This window comes from Rhodobacter xanthinilyticus, assembly GCF_001856665.1.
Lineage (GTDB): Bacteria > Pseudomonadota > Alphaproteobacteria > Rhodobacterales > Rhodobacteraceae > Rhodobacter > Rhodobacter xanthinilyticus.
The window spans coordinates 911,381-934,204 of the sequence record NZ_CP017781.1; the positions used below are offsets into that span (position 1 = coordinate 911,381).

Sequence of the window (22,824 nt, forward strand, 5' to 3'; positions counted from 1 at the left end):
CCTCCTCAGATCCGGTGGCCATGGGCGTCAAGCTCGCCCAAAGCCGCGCGTTTGAGCCCGAAGCCGAGCGCCGAGAGCGCCACCACGAACGGATAGGCCGCGAGCGTCATCAGGAGCCGCAAGAGCTCCAGCCCGAGCGGCGGCTGCTCGACCACCGCAAGGCCCAGCACCATCCGGTTGACCACCAGCATCGCCGCCATCACCCCCGCCACCAGCGCCATCTCGAAGAGGAAGTTGAGATCGCGCGTCGCCTCCTCGCGCGCGCGCAGGAATTCGGTGCCGCCCAGCACGATCAGCGTCCACAGCCCGATCGGCTGCCAATACATCACATCCTCGAGCAGGAAGACCCCGACGATCAGCCAGGCGGGCACATAATCGGGCCGCCGCAGCACCCAGGCCAGCGTCAGCGCGAGCACCAGATCCGGCCCGGGGATGCCATGCGACATCGGCGTGACCGGCAAGAGCCGCAGAAACATCACGATGAGCGCGAGCCCGAGATAGAGCGCGCGATGGGCGATCCGGCGGGTGGTGAGCGGATCAACCATTGCCGCCCTCCGCCGCCACCTCCGCCGGCGCGGGCGGGATCAGCGGCCCCGCGTCGCGCAGCTGTTCGGCCGGATGCGAGCGCAACACCCGCAGGAAATCGAGCCGCTCGTAATCGGCCGAGAGGCGCACGCGCAGCCGCCGGTCCTGGCCCTGAAGCACCTGACCGACGAGCAGGCTGGCCGGGAACACCCCGCCATCGCCCGAGGAAATCACCCGGTCGCCCGGGCGCACCTGCTCGGGGTGCTCGAGGAAATCCAGGAGCGGGAAGGGCGTGTTGTCGCCGGTCAGGATCGCATGCTGGCCCGAGGGCTGGATGGTGACCGGGATCCGCGAGGAGCTGTCGGTGAGCAGCACCACCCGGCTGGTCGCGCGCCCGACCCCGGAGATCCGCCCGACAAGGCCGAGCCCGTCCATCGTCGCCCAGCCATCGACCACGCCATCGCGCGAGCCGACATTGAGCAGCACCGATTGGCGGAACGGCGAGCCGCTGTCGGCCAGCACCACCCCCGAAACCGAGGTCAGCTTCGGATCGAGCCGCACCTGGTTTTGCGCGAGCAGCTTGGCGTTTTGCTGCTCGAGCTGGACGGCGGCCTCCTTCCAGGCCTTCATCTGCTGAAGCTCGCGGCGAAGCTCCTGATTTTGCGCGACAATCCGCGCGTAGGATTGGAACCCCTCGACGATGCCCAGCGCCTTCGTCACCGGCACCATCGCCCAGTCGAAGGTCGGCACGAAACGGTCGATGAAGGCGTTGCGGAAGCGCTCGACACGGGTGCTGTCGATGCGCCAGACGAGGAAGCTCGCCGCCAGCACCAGCACCAGCGCCGCGATCCCGATGCGCCGCAGCGGGCCGAGATAATCCTGATCGTCGCGATCGCGTGCCAAATGCGCCTCCGTCCAGGCGGGCCGCCGCCCGCCGGATTACCCCCGTCCGCCGTGCCGCCCCGAGGGCGCCTCAGCTATCGTAGTCGATCACATGCCGCAGTTGCTTTTCGTATTCCAGCGCCTTGCCGGTGCCAAGCGCCACACAATTGAGCGATTGATCCGCGATCGAGATCGACAGCCCGGTCTGCTCGCGCAGGCTAAGGTCAAGCTCGCCCAGGAGCGCGCCGCCGCCGGTCAGCATCACGCCGCGGTCGACGATATCGGCCGCGAGATCGGGCGGCGTGGTCTCGAGCGCCTGCATGACCGCGTCGCAGATCTGCTGCACCGGCTCCGAGAGCGCCTCGGCGACCTGCGCCTGGGTGATCTCGACCTCCTTGGGCACACCGTTGAGCAGGTCGCGCCCGCGCACCATCAGGCTCGCGCCGCGCCCGTCATCGGGCATCCGCGCGGTGCCGATGGTGGTCTTGATCCGCTCGGCGGTGGATTCGCCCACCAGCAGGTTCTGGTTGCGGCGCAGATACGAGATGATCGCCTCATCCATCCGGTCGCCGCCGACGCGCACCGAGCGCGCATAGACGATATCGCCAAGCGAGAGCACCGCAACCTCGGTGGTGCCGCCGCCGATATCGACCACCATCGAGCCGGTGGGGTCGGTGATCGGCATGCCCGCCCCGATCGCCGCCGCGATCGGCTCCGCGATCAGGCCCGCGCGGCGCGCCCCCGCCGAGAGTACCGATTGCCGGATCGCGCGTTTCTCGACCGGCGTCGCGCCATGGGGCACGCAAACGATGATCTTCGGCTTCGAGAGGGTCGAGCGCTTGTGCACCTTGCGGATGAAATGCTTGATCATTTCCTCGGCGCTGTCGAAATCGGCGATGACACCGTCGCGCATCGGGCGGATCGCCTCGATCGAGCCGGGGGTGCGGCCGAGCATCAGCTTGGCGTCCTCGCCCACCGCGAGCACCTGTTTCTTGCCGTCCTTGACGTGATAGGCGACCACCGAGGGCTCATTGAGCACGATGCCCTTGCCCTTGACATAGACGAGCGTATTCGCCGTCCCGAGGTCGATCGCCATATCCGAGGAAAAAATCCCGCCAAGACCCGTCATACTTCACCGTCCCATAGAATCGCGCCGACTCGCCCCCGGAGTCGGGTTTCCCGCCCATATAGGCAAAGCGGTGCAAATCGGGAAGCCGATTTCCCGCCGCACGCGGGCAGGGGGGCGGGGTTCCGCGCACCGCCCCGACACGGCTTTCCATTTTGCAACAATCGAAGGGCGATATGGGCGCGCACAGGCTCTGAAAACAGGCTTTTCGCAACCTTTCACGAATTCGTGCAAATCTTGGGCAGATCCTGGACCCAAGCCTTTCTTCTTGGCCCAAATACGCACTCCGACCGCGCCACAGCGCCTTGCGCCGGGGGAGGTTAGCCAAGCGGCGCGGGACCATCGGTCTCGCGCCGCCCCCGGCGCCCGCAAGGGCGCCGCTCAGAGCTTGTAGCTGACCGACTTCATGTCGGCATCGGGCGCGGTCTTTTGCGCGCGCACCCGCAGCCGGTTCAGCGCGCCGACATAGGCCTTCACGCTGGCCAGGATCGTATCGGTATCGGCGGCCGAGCCGGTCACGATCCGCCCCTCTTCCTCGAGCCGCACCGACACCGTCGCCTGCGCATCGGTGCCCTCGGTCACGGCATGCACCTGATAGAGCTTCAGCCGCGCCTGGGTCGGATAGATCGTCTTCACACAGTTGAACACCGCATCGACCGGCCCGTCGCCCGCACATTTGGCCGATTTCTCGACCCCGTCGACGAGCATCTTCAGCTCGGCTTCCTGCCCGTCCGAGCCGCAGACCACACGCAGCCATGTCACCTGCAGATAATCGTCCGAGGTATTGGCCGCGCTATCGGTCATCAGCGCGATCAGGTCGTCGTCGTAGATCTCTTTCTTGCGGTCGGCGAGCGCCTTGAAGCGCACGAAGACATCGTTGAGCTGGTTGTCGGCCAGCTCATAGCCCAGATCGGCGAGCTTGGTGCGCAGCGCCGCGCGCCCCGAATGCTTGCCCATCGCGATATTGGTCTCGGTGATGCCGATATCGGCGGGCTTCATGATCTCGAAGGTCTCGACGTTCTTCAAGACGCCATCCTGGTGGATGCCGCTCTCATGCAAGAAGGCGTTCTTGCCGACGACCGCCTTGTTGAACTGCACCGGGAAGCCCGAGACCTGGCTCACGCGGCGGCTCAGGTTCATGATCTTGGTGGTGTCGATGCGGGTGGTGTAGGGCATCAGATCGCGCCGCACCTTGATCGCCATCACCACCTCTTCGAGCGCGGTATTGCCGGCGCGCTCGCCGAGGCCATTGATCGTGCATTCGATCTGGCGCGCGCCCGCGCTCACCGCAGCCAGCGCATTCGCCGTCGCCATGCCGAGGTCGTTGTGGCAATGCGTCGCGAAGATCACCTGATCCGCGCCCGGCACCTTCTCGAGCAGCATCGCGATGATATCGGCCGATTCCTGCGGCAGCGTATAGCCCACGGTATCGGGGATGTTGATCGTGGTGGCGCCCGCCTTGATCGCGGTCTCGACCACGCGGCAGAGGTAATCGCGCTCGGTGCGGATCGCATCCATCGCCGACCATTGCACATCCTCGCACAGGTTGCGCGCATGGGTCACGGTATCGGCGATGCGCGCGATCATCTCGTCCTGGCCGAGGTTGGTGATCCCCCGGTGCAGGGGCGAGGTGCCGATGAAGGTGTGGATGCGCGGGCGCGCGGCGTGTTTCACCGCCTCCCAGCAGCGGTCGATATCCTTGTAATTGGCGCGCGAGAGCCCGCAGATCACCGAGTTTTTCGAGGCTTTCGCGATCGCCGAGACCGCCTCGAAATCGCCCTCGGAGGCGATCGGGAAGCCCGCCTCGATGATATCGACGCCCATGTCGTCGAGCAGCATCGCGATCTCGAGCTTCTCGTCATGGGTCATCGTCGCGCCGGGCGATTGCTCGCCGTCACGCAAGGTGGTGTCGAAAATCAATACGCGGGACGTGTCGGTCATATTCTGCGCCATGGGTCGTTCTCCTCGGGGTGTTCCTTAGCGTCATGGAGGCCCGAAGGCCAGCACTCGCTTGGGCTTCGGGAGCTTTGGGCGCTGGATACCTCTGAGCGGTCGCGCCCGAAGGCACGCTCAGAGGCTGCTAAGAAGGAGGAGGCCACGGACGGGGAAGCCGGGCGCGCGGGCGCCGGGGCAGGTCGTCGAAATGTCGATCATCCGTGTCATGGGGGCGACTATACCGGCGCGGGCCGCGATGAAAAGCGAAAAATGCGCCCCGGGCGGGCGGGCGCCGCCCGGGGGCGGGTCAGTGCGCGGCGGCGGCGGGCGGCGCGGTGGGCGCCGGGGCCGGGGCCTCGGCCGGCGTTTGCGGCGCGGCTTCGGGGGCGGCCTCGGGCGCGGTTTCGGGCGCGGTTTCGGGCGCGGCTTCGGCGGCGGGCGCCGGGCTCTCGGGCGCCGGGCTCTCGGTGGCCGGGGTGGGCGCGGCTTCGGTCAGCACGTTCTCTTCCCAGGTGCCGGCGGCCACCTCGCCGCTCTTGTAGCGCATCACGCCCTGGCCCTGGCGTTTGCCCATCGTGAAATGGCCCTCGTAGACATCGCCGTTGCCATAGGTCGCGACGCCCTCGCCATCGATCTCGCCGCCCCGCCAGCTACCCACATAGGTGAAGCCGTCAGGCATGGTGATCTTGCCCTGGCCCGCGCGCTGGCCGGCCTCGAACCCGCCCTCATAGACGGTGCCATCGGCATAGGTGGCGCGGCCCTGGCCCTGGCGCTGACCATCGGCCCAGTCGCCCTCGTAGACATAGCCGTCGGGATAGGTCATCCGGCCCTTGCCATGGTTGCGCGCGGCAAGGAACTGGCCCTCGTAGACGAGGCCGTTGGCATAGCGCGCCACGCCCGTGCCCTCGATCACCCCCGCGACCCAATCGCCCTCGTAGCTTGAGCCATCGGGATAGGTGATCTTGCCGCGGCCCTCGGGCAGGTCGTTGACGAAAGCGCCCTCATAGACCGAGCCGTCGGGGTAGCTCACCCGGCCGATGCCCTCGATCCGCCCGGCGAGCCAGTCGCCCTCATAGACATAGCCATCGGTGCCGCGGAACGTGCCCTTGCCCTCGCGCCGGTCGGCGTTGAAATTGCCCTCATAGATATCGCCATTGGCATAGGTGACCTTGCCCGGGCCCTGGCGTTTGCCGTTGACCATCGCGCCTTCGAACACATCGCCATTGGGCTGGGTCAGCCGGCCGGTGCCGTTCATCTGCCCCTCCGCCCAGCCGCCCTCATAGACGAGCCCGTCGGCCATCGTGAGCCGGCCTTGCCCGGCGCGCACCCCGGCGAGCATGTCGCCCTCATAGACCGCGCCATCGGGATAGGTGATCTTGCCCTTGCCCTGTTTCACCCCGCCGACCCAATCGCCCTCGTAGCGATAGCCGTCGAGGCCGGTCAGCACGCCCTTGCCGTTATGGAGCGCGTTGCGGAAGGTGCCGGTGTAGCTCGTGCCATTGGCATAGCGCGCCACGCCCTCGCCGGTGATCTGCCCCGCGACCCAGTCGCCCTCATAGGTGCCGCCATCGGCGAAGGTGATCTTGCCCTTGCCGTTCGGCTCGCCCTTGGCGAATTCGCCCTCATAGACCGAGCCATTGGGAAACCGCGCGCGCCCCTGGCCGGCGATCTCGCCCATCACCCACTCACCCTCGTATTCATAGCCCGAGGGCAGCCGATAGGTGCCGCGGCCGTGCTGCTTGCCGTCCTTGAAGGCGCCCTCGTAGATGCCGCCATCGTCATATTGCTTGGTCTGCACCGCCTGCGCCGCCGCCGGGCCCGCCGCGCCCGCCGCCACGAAACCCGCCAGCGCCAACGCCACGCCAAGCGCGCGCATCTGCCCGCCGAAGCCGAAACCTGTCGTCATTCTGCCTCTCCGTTCGTCGCCTGGATGGTCGCTCGCGCGCGCTCCGCGGTCCCCACCCGAAGCCCGGGCGAGACTAAAGCCTGCGCCGGCGCGGGGCAAGCGGGGGCGGCGCGGCCCCCCCGGGCGGCAGATTTGCGCCCCGCGCGGCTTTTCTGCGCGCGCCAATGCCGCTACATCAGGGGGCAGATCAGCAAGGAGCCGCCCATGGCCGAGACCTTCCGCCTCACCCTCGCCCAGCTCAACGCCACCGTCGGCGCGCTTTCGGCCAATGCCGAGAAAGCCTTCGCCGCCTGGCAGGAGGGCAAGCGCGCCGGGGCGCAGATGGTGGCGCTGCCCGAGATGTTCCTGACCGGCTATCAGACCCAGGATCTGGTGCTCAAACCCGCTTTCGTGCGCGATGCGATGGCGGAAATGGAGGCGCTGGCGGCGCGGATCGTGGACGGGCCCGCGCTCGGTATCGGCGGGCCCTGGTGGGACGAAAGCGGCCACTATAACGCCTATTGGATCTTGCAAGAGGGGCGCGTGGCGGCGCGGCTTCTCAAGCATCACCTGCCCCATGACGATGTTTTCGACGAGATGCGGCTCTTTGATTCGGGGCCGATTTCGGGGCCCTACCGGGTCGGGCCGCTGGTGATCGGCTCGCCGGTCTGCGAGGATGCCTGGCACCCCGATGTCGCCGAGACGCTGGCCGAGACCGGCGCCGAGATCCTGATGGTCCCGAATGGCTCGCCCTACCGGCGCGAGAAGCGCGATCTGCGGCTCAATGTGACGGTGGCGCGGGTGGTCGAGACCGGCTTGCCGCTCGTCTATCTCAACATGCTCGGCGGTCAGGATGACCAGCTCTTCGACGGCGCGAGCTTCGTGCTCAACCCCCATGGCGAGCTCGCGGTGCAATTTGCGCCCTTCGAGGAGGTCATCGACCATGTCGATTTCGAGCGCGGGGCGCAGGGCTGGCGCGCCAGGCCCGGCCGCTGTGACCCGCAGCCCGACGCCTGGGAGCAGGATTACCACGCGATGGTGCTGGGCCTGCGCGATTATCTGGGCAAATCGGGGTTCAGGAAGGTCGTGCTCGGGCTCTCGGGCGGGGTCGATTCGGCGCTTGTCGCGGTGATCGCGGCCGATGCGGTGGGGCCGCAGAACGTGCATTGCGTGATGCTGCCCTCGCACTTCACCTCGCAAGGCTCGCTCGATGATGCGGCCGATGCCGCGCACAGGCTGGGCGCGCGGCTCGATACCGTCTCGATCGAGGAGAGCCGCCACGCGGTCGAGGGCGCGCTCGCGCATCTGATGGCCGGCACCGCCCCCGATGTCACCGAGGAAAACATCCAGTCGCGCCTGCGCGGCGTGATGCTGATGGCGATCTCGAACAAGACCGGCGCGATGCTGCTCACCACCGGCAACAAATCCGAGGTGGCGGTGGGCTATTGCACCATCTACGGCGATATGGCGGGCGGCTATAACCCGCTGAAAGACCTCTATAAAACGCGCGTGTTCGAGACCTGTCGGTGGCGCAACGCCAACCATCGGGGCTGGATGATGGGGCCCGCGGGCGAGGTCGTGCCGCCGCAGATCATCTCGAAACCGCCCTCGGCGGAGCTGCGCGAGAACCAGAAGGATCAGGACAGCCTGCCGCCCTATGAGGTGCTCGACGCAATCCTCGAGCGGCTCGTCGAGGGCGATCAATCGGTGGCCGAGATCGTCGCCGCCGGCTTCGAGCACGCCACCGTCAAGCGCATCGAACAGCTGCTCTACATCTCGGAATGGAAACGCTTCCAGTCGGCGCCCGGCCCGCGGCTGACCACCCGCGCCTTCTGGCTCGACCGCCGCTATCCGATGGTCAACCGCTGGCGCGACGGGAGCTGACGCGGGGGGGGGCGCCGCCCCCCGGCTTCGCCTCCCCCCGGGATATTTCGGCATCGTTGAAGGCGGACTTGGGCCTGTTTCAACGATGCGAAAATATCCCGGGGGTGAATTCGCCGCAGGCGAAGAGGGGGCGGCGCCCCCATGGTCAGATTTCCTCGAGCGAGCAGTGGCGCAGCAGCCGCTTGACCGTCGCGCCATCGCACAGGTCGGTGGCGGGCGTCATCACCGCCGCCGCCGCCGCCGAAGAGCCCCATTGCAGCGCCTCGGGCTGGCTCAGTCCGCGCGCCTGTGCCAGCACGAAGGCGGCGACAAAACTGTCGCCCGCGCCGACCTTCGAGACCACATGATCGGGCACCGAACGCGCCACCCAACGCCGCGCGGCCGTGGCCAGCACATTGCCATCCGCCCCGCGCGCCACGATCACCGCATGGGCGAGGCCGCGGTTGACGAGGCTTTGCGCGAAATCGGCGCTGTCTTCGCGGCCGGGCAGGGCGTGGCCGGCGAGTTCCTCGGCCTCGAGGTCATCCATCCGCAGCACATCGGCCGGCTTCGCGCCCGAGTGCAAAAGCGCATGCAGCGCCCTGCCCGAGGTGTCGAGAAAGAACCGTGCGCGCGTGCGGGCGATCCGGGTGGCGAGGCGGGCGGGGAAATCGTCGGGAAAGCCCGGCGGCTGGCTGCCTGAGAGCACGACGATGCCGTTTTCGGGCGCCGCGCGGCCGATGCGGTCGAGCACCCGGGTCACCTCGCGCGGGCTCCAGCTCGGGCCGGGCATCACGAATCGATATTGTTCGCCGGTTGATTCGTCGGTGACGGTGAGGCTCTGGCGCGTCTCGCCCGGTGCCGGAAACGGCTGCAAACCGATGCCCTGCTCGGACAGAAGATGCATCACCTTGTCGCCCGTCGGCCCGCCGAGCGCGACAAAAGCGGTCGAATGCCCGCCCATCGCCGAGATCGCGCGCGAGACGTTGATGCCGCCGCCGCCGGGGTCGGTCAGCGGGTTCGAGCAGCGCAATTTCCGTTCTGGCGCAACATGATCGGCGGTGATCGAAAGGTCTACCGTCGGGTTCAGCGTGATCGTGAGGATGGCGGTCATGGCGTCTCTTCGGGGCAGGGGGGAGCGACAGAATGGCAGGTTCGGGCCCATGATCCAAGGCCGGAAACCAATTCTTAAACGCTCGTGCGGTATCACAACCGAAATTCTTGGAGGAGCTACATGATTCCCGATGCAAATGACCCGCGCTGGAAGCGCGTTCTGACGAGTGACAGTGACCTCTCCGCGACTTCGCTGGCGACCCGGATCCTGATCGCGCGCCTGCGCCGCGAAGTGGCGGCCGCGCCCGGCGCGCTGGCCGGCAAGATCGGCGAGCTGCGTGATTTCGTGACCAAAAACTCTTTCGCTGTCGCCGACGTGGCCAAATTCTGAACCGGAGCCCGAGATGAAAAACGAAGTTCTGAGCGTCGCCGAAGCGGCCAAACGCATCGAAGCGGGCGCTGTCATGGTGCTGGCGGGGGACGAGGCGCTTCTGGCGCAACTTCCGCGCGGCAAATGGATCGGCGGCACCACCGTCTATTTCGTCACCGAAGACGGTGGCACGGTGATGCGCGACAAACTCTTCTGCACCACCTTCGCCGAGGCGACCGGGGCCGTGCCGCGCTATGTCGATGTCGCCGGCCTGCCGGAGATCTCCAAGGGCTACACGCCCGGCGGGTTCACGATGATCATGATCCCGGCCTTCTCGGTCGCGCATTCGAACTTCGCGGTCGAAGGCCAGACCTACCCGGGCCTCTTCGATCAGCCGCTCTCGGGCTGGATTACGGGCGTGCACCTCGATGACATCGGCAAGCGCGCGCCGAAAATCTTCGACGGCTCGACCGGCATCGGCCATGACGAGGGCGCGGCGCTGCTCCATGTCGCGCTGCCCGAGGGCGCGCATGTCGATCTCGATATCCTCAACATCTTCGCCCGTGGCGACAGCGCGGCGCTGACCTTCTCCTTCCCGGAGGCGGGTTTTGCGGCGAAAACCGCGGTGGTGAACGGCGAGGAAGTCAATTTCGCGCGCTACATCACCGAAACCGGGATCGATACCCGCCTGCCGCTCGTGGCGAATTATGCGGGCGCGCTGGTCAATGTCTCGATCCAGTCGGTCGATGTCGAGGCCGGTGAGGTCAAGTTCTACGCGCCGGTTGTGGCCGGGGTCGAATATCGCCTCGCCAATGCGCTGGGCTCCTATGCGCAGGCTTTCGCGCAGGGCGCGGGCGAGACCGGCGAGGGGCAGTATTCGTGCAACTGCATCCTCAACTACCTCTATGGCGAACTCGAGGGCCAACGCACCGGCAAGTTCACCGGCCCGATCACCTTCGGCGAAATCGCTTATATCCTGCTGAACCAGACCCTGGTGAAGATGGATATCTCGAACGCGGCCTGATGCAGGCCAAGGCGCGGCCCGAGCCCCCGGGCCGCGCCTGTTTCACAGATCGAGCTGGTAACTCGCCGGCACGAAGCGGAAGCCCTCGCCCCGGGCCTCGAGGAACCCGACCCCGGGGAAGGGCATGTGGTAGCCGATAAACGGCAGTTTCCCCGCGGCGATCCGCCCGAAGAGCGATTTGCGCGTCGCGGCGGCAGCGGCCTTTTCCATGTCGTAGCGCACCTCCCAATCGGGCCGCTCGAGCGACCAGACATAGTGGTTCGCGGCATCGGCGCTGAGCACGAGTTCGCGCCCGGCACTCTCGAGCCAATAGGCCATATGGCCGGGCGTATGGCCCGCGGCGAGAACGGCCGTCACGCCCGGCACCGGGCTTTCCCCATCGGTCACGAAGCGGAATTTCTCGGCCAGCGGGCGCACCTTCGCCTCGAACCCCTCGTTGCCCGCGCCCGCCCAATGGTCGAACTCGGTCTGGCCGGTGACATAGGTGGCGTTGGCGAAGGTCGGCGCCGAGCCCTCCATCAACCCGCCGATGTGATCGCCATGCATATGGGTCAAGACAACCGTGGTGATCTCCTCGGGGCGATGCCCGGCGGCGGCGAGCGCGGCGCGGATCCCCTCGGGCGAAAGCCCGGTGTCAAACAGGATCTTCTCCGCGCCGCGCTCGATCAGCACCGGCGTGAAAAAATTGACCGCGCGATCGGTCGGCAGGAAGGCCGCGGCGCTCAGCGCGGCGAAGTCCTCCTTCGAGGCGTTGAGCCCGAAAATCTCCTGCGGATTTTCCGTCGTCCGGCTGCCCGCAAGCAGGCTCGTCACGGTCATCTCGCCAAGCGTCATCCGCCGATAGGGCGGGATCGCGGGGGCGGCCGGGGGCGGGGGCGTTTCGGCCTGCGCGGGGCGCGCTCCGATCAGGGCGGGGCTCGCAAGGGCGGCGGCGGCAAGGCCGAGCGCATGGCGGCGGCTGGGGGAACGTCTCATCGGCATCTCCTCTGGTCGCGGTTTGCCCCTTTGAGATGGGGCGCGCGCGGCCGAGGGCAAGTCACTCCCACCAGCGATCGATCGCGGCGATATCGGCATCGGACCAGCCGAAATGATGGGCGAGCTCGTGGATATAGACATGCGCGACCAGCGCATCGAGCGCGACATCGCCGCGCGCCACCCATTCATCGAGGATCGGTCGGCGGAAGAGCCAGATCAGGTCCGGGCCGCCCGGATCCATCACCGATTTCTCGGGCAGCGCCACCCCCTCGTAAAGCCCGGTCAGCTCGAAGGCATCCTCGATCCCCATCTCCTCGAGCAGCGCCTCGGGCGCGAACTCCTCGACCCGCAGCACCACCCGCGCCGCCGCCGCCGCAAAGGCCTCGGGCAACATCGCGCGCGCGGCCTCGGCCATCGCCTCGATCTGCGCGAGCGAGGGCGCGGTTACCCCTTGCCAGCTTTCTTCAGAAACTTCTGCCATTTTCACGACTCCCTTACCGCCCGCGGGGCACTCTCCCCCCCGCCCCGATATGGACAAAACCGCCCCTTTATGAAAGAGCAGGCGCATTCAGGAGTGCACCATGACCACCGTTACCCGCTTTGCCCCCTCGCCCACGGGCTATATCCACGTCGGCAACCTGCGCACCGCGCTGATGAACTATCTCATCGCGCGCAAGACCGGCGGCACCTTCATCCTGCGCATCGACGACACCGATCAGGAGCGCTCCAAGCAGGAATATATCGACGCGCTGAAGGCCGATCTTGAATGGCTCGGCATCGAATGGGACCGCGAGGAATGGCAGTCGCGCCGCTTTGACCGCTACGAAGCGGCGGCCGAGAGCCTGCGCGCGATGGGCCGGCTTTATGAGTGTTTCGAGAGCCCGACCGAGCTCGATCTGAAGCGCAAGAAGCTGCTCAACATGCACAAGCCCCCGGTCTATGACCGCGCGGCGCTTGCCCTGAGCGAGGATCAGAAGGCCGCGTTCCGCGACGAGGGGCGCGAGGGCTATTGGCGCTTCCTGCTCGAGCAGCGCCGCACCGAATGGCCCGATGGCATCCTCGGCCCGATCTCGATCGACGCGGGCTCGGTCTCCGACCCGGTGCTGATCAAGGCGGGCGGTCAGGTGCTCTACACCTTCGCGAGCTCGGTCGACGATATCCAGATGGGCGTCACCCATATCGTGCGCGGCGCCGACCATGTCACCAACACCGCGACCCAGATCCAGATCATGGAGGCGCTCGGCGGCCGCCCGCCGGCTTTTGCGCACCATTCGCTCTTGACCGGGCCGCAGGGCGAGGAGCTCTCCAAGCGGCTCGGCGCGCTCTCGATCCGCGATCTGCGCGCCAATGGCATCGCGCCCGAGGCGCTCTTGTCGATGATGGCGCGGCTCGGCTCCAGCCAGCCGATCGAGTTGAAGATGAGCCTTGACGAGATCGCCGAAGGGTTCGATCTGAGCCAATTCGGCGCGGCGCCGACGAAGTTCGACGCCGACGACCTCGTGCCGCTGACCCGCGCGCGCAACCAGCATCTGCCCTATGCGGCGGTGGCCGATCAGATCGCGGCGCTGGGCATTCCGGCCGCCGAGGGGGAGGCCTTCTGGGCGGTGGCCTCGAAGAACATCGACAAGCTCTCGGACCTCGGTCAATGGGCCGATCTCGTGCTCAACGGCGCCGAGCCGGTGATCGCGCCGGAGGATGCCGAGTTCATCGCGACGGCGATGGCGCTTCTGCCCGAGCCGCCGCTGACGGGGGCGAGCTGGGGCGAGTGGACGGCCAAGGTCAAGGAGGCGACCGGGCGCAAGGGCAAGGGGCTGTTCATGCCGCTGCGGCGCGCGCTGACCGGGCGCGACCATGGGCCGGAGATGGCGGATCTGTTGCCGCTTCTACACAAGATCCGCGCCAAGGGTTGAGGGGTTCGCGGGGCTCTGCCCCGCACCCCGGGATATTTGTGGCAAGATGAAAGGGCGGGGGAACCTCGCCCTTTTCCTTGTGCGTTTGCGACGGGCGGATGTCGTATTTTTCTCAAAAGCGTCGATTCTGGATTTTGCGCTTGTCAGCTTGGCCCGGGCTCGGCTATCCGGGAGAGGTCAGAATCGGGAGAAACTGGACATCCAGTGCCGAAGGAGCAACCGCCCCGGTAAACTCTCAGGCAAAAGGACCGTTCTGATAAAGGACTCTGGAGAGAGGCGCCCGTGGCGCCCGCCGAAGGGATAACGATCTCAGGCGCTCGCGCGGCGGGCAGGGACAGAGGGGGCATCGAGCGGGCGAAAGCCCAGGGGTCGGTGCCGAATTTCGGCGAACATGGAGGGGCGGCATGGCGGAGCTGAAGCGCACATGTCTATTCGATCTGCATCTCGAGCAGGGGGCCAAGATGGTGCCCTTTGCCGGTTGGGAGATGCCGGTGCAATATCCGATGGGGGTGCTCAAGGAGCATCTGCACACCCGCGCGGCGGCGGGGCTGTTCGATGTCAGCCACATGGGGCAGGTGATCGTGCCGAAGGCGGGCCTTGCGGCGCTCGAGGGGCTGGTGCCGGTCGATCTGGCGGGGCTGGGCGAGGGGCGGCAGCGCTATGCGATGTTCACCAATGCCGCGGGCGGGATCCTCGATGATCTGATGGTTGCGAACCGGGGCGATCACCTCTTCCTCGTGGTCAATGCGGCCTGTGCCGAGGCCGATATCGCGCATCTCAAGGCGCATGTGCCGGGGGTCGAGGTGGTGACCGGGCGCGGGCTTTTGGCGCTGCAGGGGCCGGCGGCGGCGGCGATTTTTGCGCGCCTCGTGCCGGGGGTGGCGGCGATGCGGTTCATGGATGTTGCGATCCTGCCTTGGGGCGGGGTCGAGCTCTGGGTTTCGCGGTCGGGCTATACCGGCGAGGACGGGTTCGAGATTTCGGTGCCTGAGGCCGCGGCGGAGGCCTTCGCGCGCGCGCTCCTGGCCGAGCCCGAGGTCGCGCCGATCGGCCTTGGCGCGCGCGACAGCCTGCGGCTCGAGGCCGGGCTTTGCCTCTATGGCCATGATATTGATGAGAAAACCACGCCGGTCGAGGCGGGGCTTTCTTGGGCGATCCAGAAGCGCCGCCGCCTCGAGGGGGGCTTCCCGGGGGCCGAGCGGATCTTGGCCGAGCTCGCCTCGGGCCCCGCGCGCGCGCGCCGCGGGCTGCGCCCCGAGGGTCGCGCGCCGATGCGCGAGGGTGTCGAGATTTTCGCCACCCCCGAGGGCGGCGCGCCGATCGGCGCGGTCACCTCGGGCGGCTTTGGCCCCTCGATCGAGGCGCCGATGGCGATGGCCTATCTGCCCGCCGATCTGCCCGAGGGCGCCACGGTTTACGGCGAGGTCCGGGGCAAACGCCTGCCCGCGCGGATCGTGCCGATGCCTTTCCACCCCCATTCCTACCAACGCTGAGGAGCGCAAAATGACCGTTTATTACACCGAAGAGCATGAATGGCTGCGCGTCGAAGGGGATGTCGTGGTGGTGGGGATCACCGAGCACGCCTCCGAGCAGCTCGGCGATGTGGTCTTTGTCGACCTGCCCGAGACCGGCGCGACCGTTGCCAAGGGCGATGAGATCTGCGTGATCGAGAGCGTCAAGGCGGCCTCCGACATTCTCGCGCCGCTCGATGGCGAGATCGTCGAGGTCAACGCGGATCTCGCCGACAACCCCGGCGCGGTGAACGAAGATGCGCTCGGCGCGTGGTTCTTCAAGATGAAGCCGGCCGACATGGGCGCGCTCGATGCCTTAATGTCCGAAGAAAAATACAAGGAATTCATCGGGTAACGCCATGTTCAAGCCGACGACCTACGACAGCTACGATTTCGCCAACCGCCGCCATATCGGCCCGTCGCCCGCCGAGATGGAGGCGATGCTGGCGGTCGTCGGCACGCCCTCGCTCGAGGCGCTGATCGACGAGACCGTGCCGAAAAGTATCCGCCAGAAGCGCCCGCTCTCCTGGGCGCCGCTGACCGAACATGCGCTCTTGGCGCGGTTGCGCGAGGTGGCGGCGAAGAACCGCGTGATGACCTCGCTGATCGGGCAGGGCTATTACGGCACTGTCACGCCCCCCGCGATCCAGCGCAATATCCTCGAAAACCCGGCCTGGTACACCGCCTATACCCCCTATCAGCCCGAGATCGCGCAGGGCCGGCTCGAGGCGCTGTTGAACTTCCAGACCATGGTCGCCGATCTGACCGGGCTCGAGGTCGCCAATGCGAGCCTCTTGGACGAGGCCACCGCCGCGGCCGAGGCGATGGCGATGGCGGAACGCTCGGCGAAATCGAAGGCGCGCGGCTTCTTCGTCGATCTCAACCTGCATCCGCAGACCATCGCGGTGATCGAGACGCGCGCGGCGCCTCTGGGTATCGAGGTGATCAAGGGCCAGCCCGACGATCTCGTCCCCGAGGCCGTCTTCGGCGCGATCTTCCAATATCCGGGCACCTATGGCCATGTCCGCGATTTCACCGATCTGATCGAAAAGCTCCATGATGCCAAGGCCTTGGCGATTGTCGCGACGGATCTTCTGGCGCTGTGCCTGCTCAAGGAGCCGGGCGCGATGGGCGCCGATATCGCGGTCGGCTCGGCACAGCGCTTTGGTGTGCCGATGGGCTATGGCGGCCCGCATGCGGCCTTCATGGCGGTGCGCGATGCGCTCAAACGCGCGATGCCCGGGCGGATCGTCGGCGTCTCGATCGACAGCCACGGCGACCCGGCCTACCGGCTCTCGCTGCAAACCCGCGAGCAACATATCCGCCGCGAAAAGGCCACCTCGAACGTCTGCACGGCGCAGGCGCTTTTGGCGGTGATGGCGGGGTTCTACGCGGTCTTCCACGGGCCGGCGGGGCTGCGCGCGATTGCCGAGCGGGTGCATTTCAACGCCGTGCGGCTGCGCGATGCGCTGCTCGCGGCGGGGGCCGAGGTCGCGCCGGGGGCGTTTTTCGACACGATCACCGTCAAGGTCGGCGTGGGCCAGGCCGGGATCCTCGCCGCCGCGCGTCACCGCGGGCTCAACCTGCGCAAGGTCGGGCGCGACCGCGTCGGCATCTCGGTCGATGAGCTGACCGACGCCGATGTCATCGCCCGTGCGCTCGACGCCTTCGGCATCACCGACCCGGCGCCCGCCGAGGTCGAGCTCGGCTTCCCCGAGGCGATGCTGCGCCAAAGCGACTATCTGACCCACCCGGTCTTCCACATGAACCGCGCCGAAAGCGAGATGATGCGCTACATGCGCCGCCTCTCGGACCGCGACCTCGCGCTCGACCGGGCGATGATCCCGCTCGGCTCGTGCACGATGAAGCTCAACGCCGCGGCCGAGATGATGCCGCTGACCTGGCCGGAATTTGGCGCGCTGCACCCGTTTGCGCCCTATAATCAGGCCGAGGGCTATCACGAGGCGATCGCCGATCTGACCACGAAACTGTGCGAGATCACCGGCTATGACGCCTTTTCGATGCAGCCCAACTCCGGCGCGCAGGGCGAATATGCGGGGCTTCTGACGATCGCGGCCTATCACCGCGCGCGCGGCGAGGGGTATCGCAACATCTGTCTGATCCCGGTCTCGGCGCATGGCACCAACCCGGCCTCGGCGCAGATGGCGGGGATGCAGGTCGTGGTGGTGAAATCGGCGCCCAACGGCGATATCGATCTCGAGGATTTCAACGAGAAGGCGGTCGCGGCGGGCGAGAACCTCGCGGCCTGCATGATCACCTATCCCTCGACCCATGGCGTCTTCGAGGAGACGGTGCGGGCGGTTTGCGAGATCACCCATGAGCATGGCGGCCAGGTCTATATCGACGGGGCGAACATGAACGCGCTCGTGGGCCTTGTGAAACCGGGCGAGATCGGCGGCGATGTGAGCCACCTCAACCTGCACAAGACCTTCGCGATCCCGCATGGCGGCGGCGGGCCGGGGATGGGGCCGATCGGCGTGAAGGAGCATCTCGCGCCGTTCCTGCCGGGCCACCCGGAGACGGGCGGCGAGGAGGGGGCGGTCTCGGCCGCGCCCTATGGCTCGGCTTCGATCCTGCTGATCTCCTGGGCTTATTGTCTGTTGATGGGCGGGGCGGGGCTGACCCAGGCGACGCGGGTCGCGATCTTGAACGCGAACTATATCGCGGCGCGGCTCAAGGCCTCCTATCCGATCCTGTTCATGGGCAACCGGGGCCGGGTGGCGCATGAATGCATCCTCGATACGCGCGGCTTTGCCGAGGTGGGCGTGACGGTGGACGATATCGCCAAGCGTCTGGTCGATAACGGTTTTCACGCGCCGACCATGTCCTGGCCGGTGGCGGGGACGCTGATGGTGGAGCCCACCGAGAGCGAGACCAAGGCCGAGATCGACCGCTTCATCACCGCGCTCGAGGCGATCCGGGCGGAGATTGCGGATGTGGCCGAGGGGCGGATCTCGGCCGAGGACAGCCCGCTGCGCCGCGCGCCGCATACGGTCGAGGACCTCGTCGCCGAATGGGATCGGCCCTATTCGCGCGAGCAGGGTTGTTTCCCGCCGGGCTCGTTCCGCGAGGACAAATATTGGCCGCCCGTCGGGCGCGTCGATAACGTCTATGGCGACCGCAACCTCGTGTGCACCTGTCCGCCGCTCGAGGATTACATCGCGAAATAGGGGGCTCTGCCCCCGCCGAGGCGGGCCTCGGCCCCCCGGGATATTTTGGCATCGTTGAAGGGCAGGGGCCAAGGCTTCTGCCCTTCGGCCTTGTAACGGGGCGGGCGGCGCCCAATATATTCCGCAAATCGAATATCATGGAGGCTCAGATGGCCGAATCGATGCGCGTGACCTGTCTCGACTGTGGGCAGGCGAACCGGGTGCCGGAGGACAAGCTCTCCGCCGGGCCGAAATGCGGGGTCTGCGGGGCGCCGCTGTTCTCGGGGAAGGTGGCCGAGATCGACACCGAGACGCTGATGAAGGCGGAGAAGGACGACACGCCGATGCTCGTCGATTTCTGGGCGCCGTGGTGCGGGCCCTGCCGGCAGATGGCGCCGCAGTTCGTCTCCGCGGCGGGGATGCTGAAGGGGCAGGTGCGGCTTGCCAAGATCAACACCGAGGCGAATCCGACGGTGAGCCAGCGCTATCGGATCCAGGGGATCCCGGCGTTTGTGCTGTTTCGCAAGGGGCGCGAGGTGGCGCGGGCGGCGGGGGCGCGGCCGGCCGCCGAGCTCGTCGGGTTCGTCAAATCGAAGCTCGGCGCGCGAGTCTGAGCGCCGGCGGGGGGCGGCGAAAAGTTTTTTGAAAAGGGGCTTTTCGGGCGCTTGACAATGCCTGCGCCATGCGCGAAAAGCCCCCCCACGGCGAGGGGCTGTAGCTCAGTTGGGAGAGCGCATCGTTCGCAATGATGAGGTCAGGGGTTCGATCCCCCTCAGCTCCACCAAGCCGTTCCCGCTCAAAAAGCCGCTCCTTCGGGGGCGGTTTTTGCTTTGATTCCGCCCGTTTGCGGCGCTTTGGCTAAAATTCGATGCGTTTCTCGCACAGGCCGCGACGTTTTTTCTGCGGCGCAGAAAAAACGTTACCACATTGCAACCTTTCCGTGTCTTCATGGCGTCAGTTATGGAGGCTGAAATGTTCTCACTCAAAGGCCAGAAGGTTCTCGTTGTCGGGATCGCAAATGACCATTCGATCGCTTACGGCTGCGCCCAGGCGTTCCGCGAGCAGGGCGCCGATCTGGCGGTGACCTGGCTCAACGCCAAGGCCGAGCCGCATGTGCGCCCGCTTGCCGAGGCGCTCGGCGCCGAAATCATGATGCCGCTCGACGTCACCGTCCCGGGCGAGCTCGAGGCGGTTTTCGCCGAGATCGAGGCGCGTTGGGGCAAGGTCGACACGATCCTGCATTCGATCGCTTTTGCGCCGCGCACCGACCTGCACGGCCGCGTCATCGACAGCTCGTCGGAGGGCTTCTCCAAGGCGATGGATGTCTCGGTCCATTCCTTCCTGCGGATGATCAAGCTCGCCGAGCCGCTGATGCCCAATGGCGGCACCTGCCTCTCGGTGTCGTTCTTCGGCTCGAGCCGGGTGGTGGCGCATTACAACATCATGGGGCCGGTCAAGGCCGCGCTCGAAAGTGTTGTGCGTTATGCCGCGGCGGAGCTTGGCGAAAAGGGCATCCGCGTGCATGCGCTCTCGCCCGGGCCGCTCGCGACCCGCGCCGCTTCGGGCATCGATCAGTTCGACAGCCTGCTCGCCGAGGCGACGGCCCGTGCGCCGACCCATATGCTCACCACGATCGAGGATATCGGCGCGATGGCCGCCTTCCTGTCCTCGCCCGAGGCGAAAAACCTCACCGGCGGCGTGCATGATATCGACGGCGGCTATTCGATCACCGCGTGATCGCGCCTCCCCTTGCCTCCAGGGCGGCCCCCGGGCCGCCCTTTGTTTTCCCCAGATTTTGGGGCCGGCTCCGAGTTATCCACGAGAATTTGCTTTACACCTGACCGGCTTGCGCACACGATATATGGTAGGCGCGAGGGGCGTTTTCGCCGCCCTTTGTGGATAAATCAAACCCTAGGGGAGCTGCACCCCAAGGGGTGCAGAGCAGGCGGGGGGCATCACATGGCGCTGAGCGAGGATTATCTCTATTCCGACGAGCTGCACCCGATCGATGTGGTCGAGGAGCTCGCCGAGGCCCATGCTTGGGAGTTCGACCGCGTCACCGATGACCAGATCGCGATGACCGTCGAGGGCCAGTGGCGCACCTATTCGGTCACCCTCGCCTGGTCGGCGCAGGACGAGACGCTGCGGCTGATCTCCACCTTCGAGCTCGACCCGCCCGCGCACCGCGCCGGCGCGCTTTATGAGCTGCTCAACCGCATCAACGACCAATGCTGGTCCGGCGCGCTCACCTGGTGGCCCGAGCAACAGCTGATGGTCTGGCGCTACGGGCTCGTGCTCGCGGGCGGCCAATGCGCCTCGATCGAACAGGTCGACCAGCTGATCGGCGCCGCGATCCACGGCAGCGAGCGGTTCTACCCGGCGATCCAGCTCACCTGCTGGGGCGACGAGAGCCCCGAGCGCGCGATCAAGGTGGCCATTGCGGAGGCCTACGGTCGGGCCTAATCTCGCCCCCGAACGAAGGGGAGCGCTATGGATTTCAAGGCGATTTCGGATCGGGGGCTGGTGCTCCTCGGCTGTGGCAAGATGGGCTCGGCGATGCTGGCGGGCTGGCTGAAGGGCGGGCTCGCGCCGGGCTCGGTGCATGTGATCGACCCGCATCCGTCGGAATGGCTCGCCGGCACCGGCGTTTCGGTGAACGGCCCGCTGCCGGCGGCGCCGGCGGTCGTGGTGGTCGCGGTCAAGCCGCAGATGATGGGCGCCGCGCTGCCGCAGCTCGCGGCGATGGGCGCGGGCGAGACGCTCTTCGTCTCGATCGCGGCGGGCACCACGCTCGCCACCTATGCCGAAATCCTCGGCCCCCGCGCCCCGGTCGTGCGCGCCATGCCCAACACCCCCGCCGCGATCGGCCGCGGCATCACCGCGATCATCGGCAACGCGCGCGCCTCGGCGGCGGATCTCGGCCTCGCCGAGGGGCTTCTCGCCGCGGTGGGCCAGGTCGTGCGCCTCGAGGAGGAGAGCCAGATGGACGCCGTCACCGCGGTCTCGGGCTCGGGCCCGGCCTATGTCTTCCACCTGATCGAAACGCTCGCCGCGGCGGGCGTGGCCGAGGGGCTCGCCCCCGATCTCGCGATGCGGCTGGCCAAGGCCACCGTCGGCGGCGCGGGCCAGCTCGCCGAAGAGGCGGCCGAAGACCCCGCGCAGCTGCGCGTCAACGTGACCTCGCCGGGCGGCACCACGGCGGCGGCGCTCGCGGTTCTCATGGACCCGGAGGCGGGCTTTCCCGCGCTCCTCCCCCGGGCGGTGAAGGCCGCCGCAGACCGTGGCCGGGAGCTTGGCAAATGACTGCAACCTTTGAAGATTTTCTCAAACTCGACATCCGCGTCGGCCGTATTGTCGAGGCCGCGCCCTTCCCCGAGGCGCGCAAGCCGGCCTACAAGCTGACCATCGATTTCGGCCCCGAGATCGGGGTGAAGAAATCCTCCGCCCAGATCACCGCGCATTATACGCTCGAGGAACTGGTCGGGCGTCAGGTGCTCGCGGTGGTCAATTTCCCGCCGCGCCAGATCGGCCCGGTGCGCTCGGAAGTGCTGACGCTGGGCGTGCCCGATGCGGCGGGCGAGGTGGTGCTGATCGCGCCGGGGCAGGAGGTCCCGCTCGGCGGGCGGCTCTTCTGATGCGGCTGCTGGTCACCCGCGCGCTGACGCCCGCGGTCGAGGCGCGCGTGGCGGAGGAATTCGACACGACCTTCCGCAACGGCGCCGCGCCGATGAGCGTCGAGGAGGCGCGCGCGGCCTTGGCCGAGTATGACGCGCTTCTCGTCACGCTGGGCGATCAGCTCCGCGCAGAGGCTTTCGCCCCCGCCCCCCGTGCCAGGATCGTCGCGAATTTCGGCGTGGGCTACAACCATATCGACGTGGCCGCGGCGCGCGCGGCGGGGGTGAGCGTGACCAACACCCCCGGCGCGGTGACCGACGCCACCGCCGATATCGCGATGACGCTGATCTTGATGAGCGCGCGGCGCGCCGGAGCGGGCGAGCGCTTCCTGCGCGCGGGCGCCTGGACGGGCTGGACGCCGACGCAGTTCCTCGGCCAGCATGTCACCGGCAAGCGCGTCGGCATCCTCGGCATGGGCCGGATCGGGCGCGCGGTGGCGCGGCGCTGCCACTATGGCTTCGGCATGGAGGTGCTCTTCCACAACCGCTCGAAGGTGGCCGAGCCGGGCCTGCCCGCGAAGCAGGTCGATCTCGATCGATTGTTGGAAAAGTGCGATTTTGTCGTGATCGCCGTGCCCGCTTCCCCTGAAACGCATCATATGATCGGCGCGGCCGAGATCGCAAAACTGCAACCCCACGCCCATCTGATCAATATCGCGCGCGGCGATATCGTCGATGAGGCGGCGCTGATCGCGGCGCTCGAGGCGGGGGGGATCGCCGGCGCCGGGCTCGATGTCTATGAGCGCGAACCCTTCGTGCCGCCGGCACTGCGCGCGCGAGAGAATGTAACGCTCCTGCCGCATCTGGGCACCGCGGCACTCGAGGTGCGCGACGCGATGGGCTTCATGGCGCTCGACAATCTGATCGCCTTCCGCGACGGAAAGGCGCCCCCGAATACGGTCTGAACGCTTGACCTGTGGC

21 protein-coding genes, 1 tRNA gene and 1 riboswitch are annotated in these 22,824 nt (G+C 67.2%); of the genes, 14 read left to right on the plus strand and 8 right to left on the minus strand.

From position 1 onward, the window contains the following. Positions 1-5: 5 nt before the first annotated feature. The 5 genes from LPB142_RS04480 to LPB142_RS04500 form a co-directional block, all read right to left on the minus strand. Complete coding sequence (locus LPB142_RS04480) at positions 6-545, minus strand: hypothetical protein (RefSeq protein WP_071165643.1); 540 nt, start codon at positions 543-545, stop codon at positions 6-8. After that, positions 538-1,428, minus strand: a complete 891-nt coding sequence (gene mreC / locus LPB142_RS04485) for a rod shape-determining protein MreC (RefSeq protein WP_071165644.1) — start codon at positions 1,426-1,428, stop codon at positions 538-540. Before mreC ends, LPB142_RS04480 begins: the two co-directional genes overlap by 8 nt. A 70-nt stretch (positions 1,429-1,498) precedes the next feature. Next, positions 1,499-2,536, minus strand: coding sequence for a rod shape-determining protein (locus LPB142_RS04490; RefSeq protein ID WP_068765996.1), 1,038 nt, complete (start codon positions 2,534-2,536; stop codon positions 1,499-1,501). Between the two features lie 378 nt (positions 2,537-2,914). Next, positions 2,915-4,474 (minus strand): 2-isopropylmalate synthase, encoded by a 1,560-nt coding sequence (locus LPB142_RS04495; protein WP_071167123.1) that lies wholly within the window; start codon positions 4,472-4,474, stop codon positions 2,915-2,917. 301 nt (positions 4,475-4,775) lie between these two features. After that, positions 4,776-6,344, minus strand: a complete 1,569-nt coding sequence (locus LPB142_RS04500) for an MORN repeat-containing protein (RefSeq protein WP_083392742.1) — start codon at positions 6,342-6,344, stop codon at positions 4,776-4,778. A gap of 234 nt (positions 6,345-6,578) precedes the next feature. On the opposite strand from LPB142_RS04500, the gene LPB142_RS04505 reads away from it, so the two are divergent. Then, positions 6,579-8,237 carry an NAD+ synthase gene (locus LPB142_RS04505; RefSeq protein ID WP_071165645.1) on the plus strand — a complete coding sequence of 553 codons (1,659 nt, stop codon included), beginning with the start codon at positions 6,579-6,581 and terminating at the stop codon, positions 8,235-8,237. 145 nt (positions 8,238-8,382) lie between these two features. Here LPB142_RS04505 and LPB142_RS04510 read toward each other — a convergent pair whose 3' ends face one another. Further along, entirely contained in the window at positions 8,383-9,330 is a 948-nt protein-coding gene (locus LPB142_RS04510; protein WP_071165646.1) for a 1-phosphofructokinase family hexose kinase, read from the minus strand. Positions 9,331-9,450: 120 nt separating this feature from the next. Here LPB142_RS04510 and LPB142_RS04515 point away from each other — a divergent pair, with 120 nt between their 5' ends. Then, positions 9,451-9,660 carry a hypothetical protein gene (locus LPB142_RS04515; RefSeq protein WP_071165647.1) on the plus strand — a complete coding sequence of 70 codons (210 nt, stop codon included), beginning with the start codon at positions 9,451-9,453 and terminating at the stop codon, positions 9,658-9,660. Between the two features lie 13 nt (positions 9,661-9,673). After that, positions 9,674-10,663, plus strand: coding sequence for a DUF6976 family protein (locus tag LPB142_RS04520; RefSeq protein ID WP_068765992.1), 990 nt, complete (start codon positions 9,674-9,676; stop codon positions 10,661-10,663). A gap of 42 nt (positions 10,664-10,705) precedes the next feature. On the opposite strand, the gene LPB142_RS04525 is transcribed toward LPB142_RS04520, so the two are convergent. Together LPB142_RS04525 and LPB142_RS04530 are read right to left on the minus strand one after the other, a co-directional pair. Continuing rightward, positions 10,706-11,644, minus strand: a complete 939-nt coding sequence (locus LPB142_RS04525) for an MBL fold metallo-hydrolase (RefSeq protein WP_071165648.1) — start codon at positions 11,642-11,644, stop codon at positions 10,706-10,708. A gap of 55 nt (positions 11,645-11,699) precedes the next feature. Then, on the minus strand, positions 11,700-12,119 hold the full coding sequence (locus LPB142_RS04530) for a metallopeptidase family protein (protein WP_071165649.1): 420 nt from the start codon (positions 12,117-12,119) through the stop codon (positions 11,700-11,702). Between the two features lie 100 nt (positions 12,120-12,219). Here LPB142_RS04530 and gltX point away from each other — a divergent pair, with 100 nt between their 5' ends. From gltX to LPB142_RS04585, 11 genes are all read left to right on the plus strand, one after another. Continuing rightward, on the plus strand, positions 12,220-13,548 hold the full coding sequence (gene gltX, locus LPB142_RS04535) for a glutamate--tRNA ligase (RefSeq protein ID WP_071165650.1): 1,329 nt from the start codon (positions 12,220-12,222) through the stop codon (positions 13,546-13,548). Between the two features lie 174 nt (positions 13,549-13,722). Continuing rightward, a riboswitch (glycine riboswitch) is annotated at positions 13,723-13,808 on the plus strand. 144 nt (positions 13,809-13,952) lie between these two features. After that, positions 13,953-15,041, plus strand: coding sequence for a glycine cleavage system aminomethyltransferase GcvT (gene gcvT, locus LPB142_RS04540; protein WP_071165651.1), 1,089 nt, complete (start codon positions 13,953-13,955; stop codon positions 15,039-15,041). Positions 15,042-15,051: 10 nt separating this feature from the next. Next, entirely contained in the window at positions 15,052-15,414 is a 363-nt protein-coding gene (gene gcvH / locus LPB142_RS04545; protein ID WP_068765987.1) for a glycine cleavage system protein GcvH, read from the plus strand. A 4-nt stretch (positions 15,415-15,418) separates the two neighbouring features. Then, positions 15,419-18,250: an aminomethyl-transferring glycine dehydrogenase gene (gcvP, locus tag LPB142_RS04550; RefSeq protein WP_071165652.1), complete on the plus strand. Its 2,832-nt coding sequence runs from the start codon at positions 15,419-15,421 to the stop codon at positions 18,248-18,250. Between the two features lie 149 nt (positions 18,251-18,399). Beyond that, a complete protein-coding gene (trxC, locus tag LPB142_RS04555) occupies positions 18,400-18,843 on the plus strand; it encodes a thioredoxin TrxC (protein WP_068766046.1) in 444 nt (147 codons plus the stop codon). Between the two features lie 94 nt (positions 18,844-18,937). Further along, positions 18,938-19,013: transfer RNA gene (locus LPB142_RS04560), tRNA-Ala, on the plus strand. Between the two features lie 188 nt (positions 19,014-19,201). Then, positions 19,202-19,966, plus strand: coding sequence for an enoyl-ACP reductase FabI (fabI, locus tag LPB142_RS04565; RefSeq protein WP_068765985.1), 765 nt, complete (start codon positions 19,202-19,204; stop codon positions 19,964-19,966). A 222-nt stretch (positions 19,967-20,188) separates the two neighbouring features. Beyond that, positions 20,189-20,692 (plus strand): type III secretion system chaperone family protein, encoded by a 504-nt coding sequence (locus tag LPB142_RS04570; RefSeq protein ID WP_068765984.1) that lies wholly within the window; start codon positions 20,189-20,191, stop codon positions 20,690-20,692. Positions 20,693-20,719: 27 nt separating this feature from the next. Beyond that, a complete protein-coding gene (proC, locus tag LPB142_RS04575; RefSeq protein ID WP_071165653.1) occupies positions 20,720-21,532 on the plus strand; it encodes a pyrroline-5-carboxylate reductase in 813 nt (270 codons plus the stop codon). Next, positions 21,529-21,864, plus strand: a complete 336-nt coding sequence (locus tag LPB142_RS04580) for a tRNA-binding protein (RefSeq protein WP_068765982.1) — start codon at positions 21,529-21,531, stop codon at positions 21,862-21,864. The genes proC and LPB142_RS04580 overlap by 4 nt, the downstream gene beginning before the upstream one ends. After that, the gene (locus tag LPB142_RS04585; RefSeq protein ID WP_068765981.1) at positions 21,864-22,808 is read left to right on the plus strand and encodes a 2-hydroxyacid dehydrogenase; all 945 of its coding nucleotides are present in this window, start codon (positions 21,864-21,866) and stop codon (positions 22,806-22,808) included. The genes LPB142_RS04580 and LPB142_RS04585 overlap by 1 nt, the downstream gene beginning before the upstream one ends. The last annotated feature ends 16 nt before the right edge of the window (positions 22,809-22,824 follow it).

Bases quoted from the DNA above. Each gene is read 5' to 3' on its own strand.
- LPB142_RS04480 (WP_071165643.1), bottom strand. From the start codon at position 545: ATGGTTGATCCGCTCACCACCCGCCGGATCGCCCATCGCGCGCTCTAT.
- LPB142_RS04580 (WP_068765982.1), top strand. From the start codon at position 21,529: ATGACTGCAACCTTTGAAGATTTTCTCAAACTCGACATCCGCGTCGGC.
- LPB142_RS04520 (WP_068765992.1), top strand. From the start codon at position 9,674: ATGAAAAACGAAGTTCTGAGCGTCGCCGAAGCGGCCAAACGCATCGAA.
- LPB142_RS04515 (WP_071165647.1), top strand. From the start codon at position 9,451: ATGATTCCCGATGCAAATGACCCGCGCTGGAAGCGCGTTCTGACGAGT.
- LPB142_RS04505 (WP_071165645.1), top strand. From the start codon at position 6,579: ATGGCCGAGACCTTCCGCCTCACCCTCGCCCAGCTCAACGCCACCGTC.
- fabI (WP_068765985.1), top strand. From the start codon at position 19,202: ATGTTCTCACTCAAAGGCCAGAAGGTTCTCGTTGTCGGGATCGCAAAT.
- LPB142_RS04495 (WP_071167123.1), bottom strand. From the start codon at position 4,474: ATGACCGACACGTCCCGCGTATTGATTTTCGACACCACCTTGCGTGAC.
- proC (WP_071165653.1), top strand. From the start codon at position 20,720: ATGGATTTCAAGGCGATTTCGGATCGGGGGCTGGTGCTCCTCGGCTGT.
- LPB142_RS04510 (WP_071165646.1), bottom strand. From the start codon at position 9,330: ATGACCGCCATCCTCACGATCACGCTGAACCCGACGGTAGACCTTTCG.
- trxC (WP_068766046.1), top strand. From the start codon at position 18,400: ATGGCCGAATCGATGCGCGTGACCTGTCTCGACTGTGGGCAGGCGAAC.
- LPB142_RS04570 (WP_068765984.1), top strand. From the start codon at position 20,189: ATGGCGCTGAGCGAGGATTATCTCTATTCCGACGAGCTGCACCCGATC.
- LPB142_RS04525 (WP_071165648.1), bottom strand. From the start codon at position 11,644: ATGCCGATGAGACGTTCCCCCAGCCGCCGCCATGCGCTCGGCCTTGCC.
- gcvP (WP_071165652.1), top strand. From the start codon at position 15,419: ATGTTCAAGCCGACGACCTACGACAGCTACGATTTCGCCAACCGCCGC.
- LPB142_RS04530 (WP_071165649.1), bottom strand. From the start codon at position 12,119: ATGGCAGAAGTTTCTGAAGAAAGCTGGCAAGGGGTAACCGCGCCCTCG.
- gltX (WP_071165650.1), top strand. From the start codon at position 12,220: ATGACCACCGTTACCCGCTTTGCCCCCTCGCCCACGGGCTATATCCAC.
- gcvH (WP_068765987.1), top strand. From the start codon at position 15,052: ATGACCGTTTATTACACCGAAGAGCATGAATGGCTGCGCGTCGAAGGG.
- LPB142_RS04585 (WP_068765981.1), top strand. From the start codon at position 21,864: ATGCGGCTGCTGGTCACCCGCGCGCTGACGCCCGCGGTCGAGGCGCGC.
- LPB142_RS04500 (WP_083392742.1), bottom strand. From the start codon at position 6,344: ATGCGCGCGCTTGGCGTGGCGTTGGCGCTGGCGGGTTTCGTGGCGGCG.
- gcvT (WP_071165651.1), top strand. From the start codon at position 13,953: ATGGCGGAGCTGAAGCGCACATGTCTATTCGATCTGCATCTCGAGCAG.
- LPB142_RS04490 (WP_068765996.1), bottom strand. From the start codon at position 2,536: ATGACGGGTCTTGGCGGGATTTTTTCCTCGGATATGGCGATCGACCTC.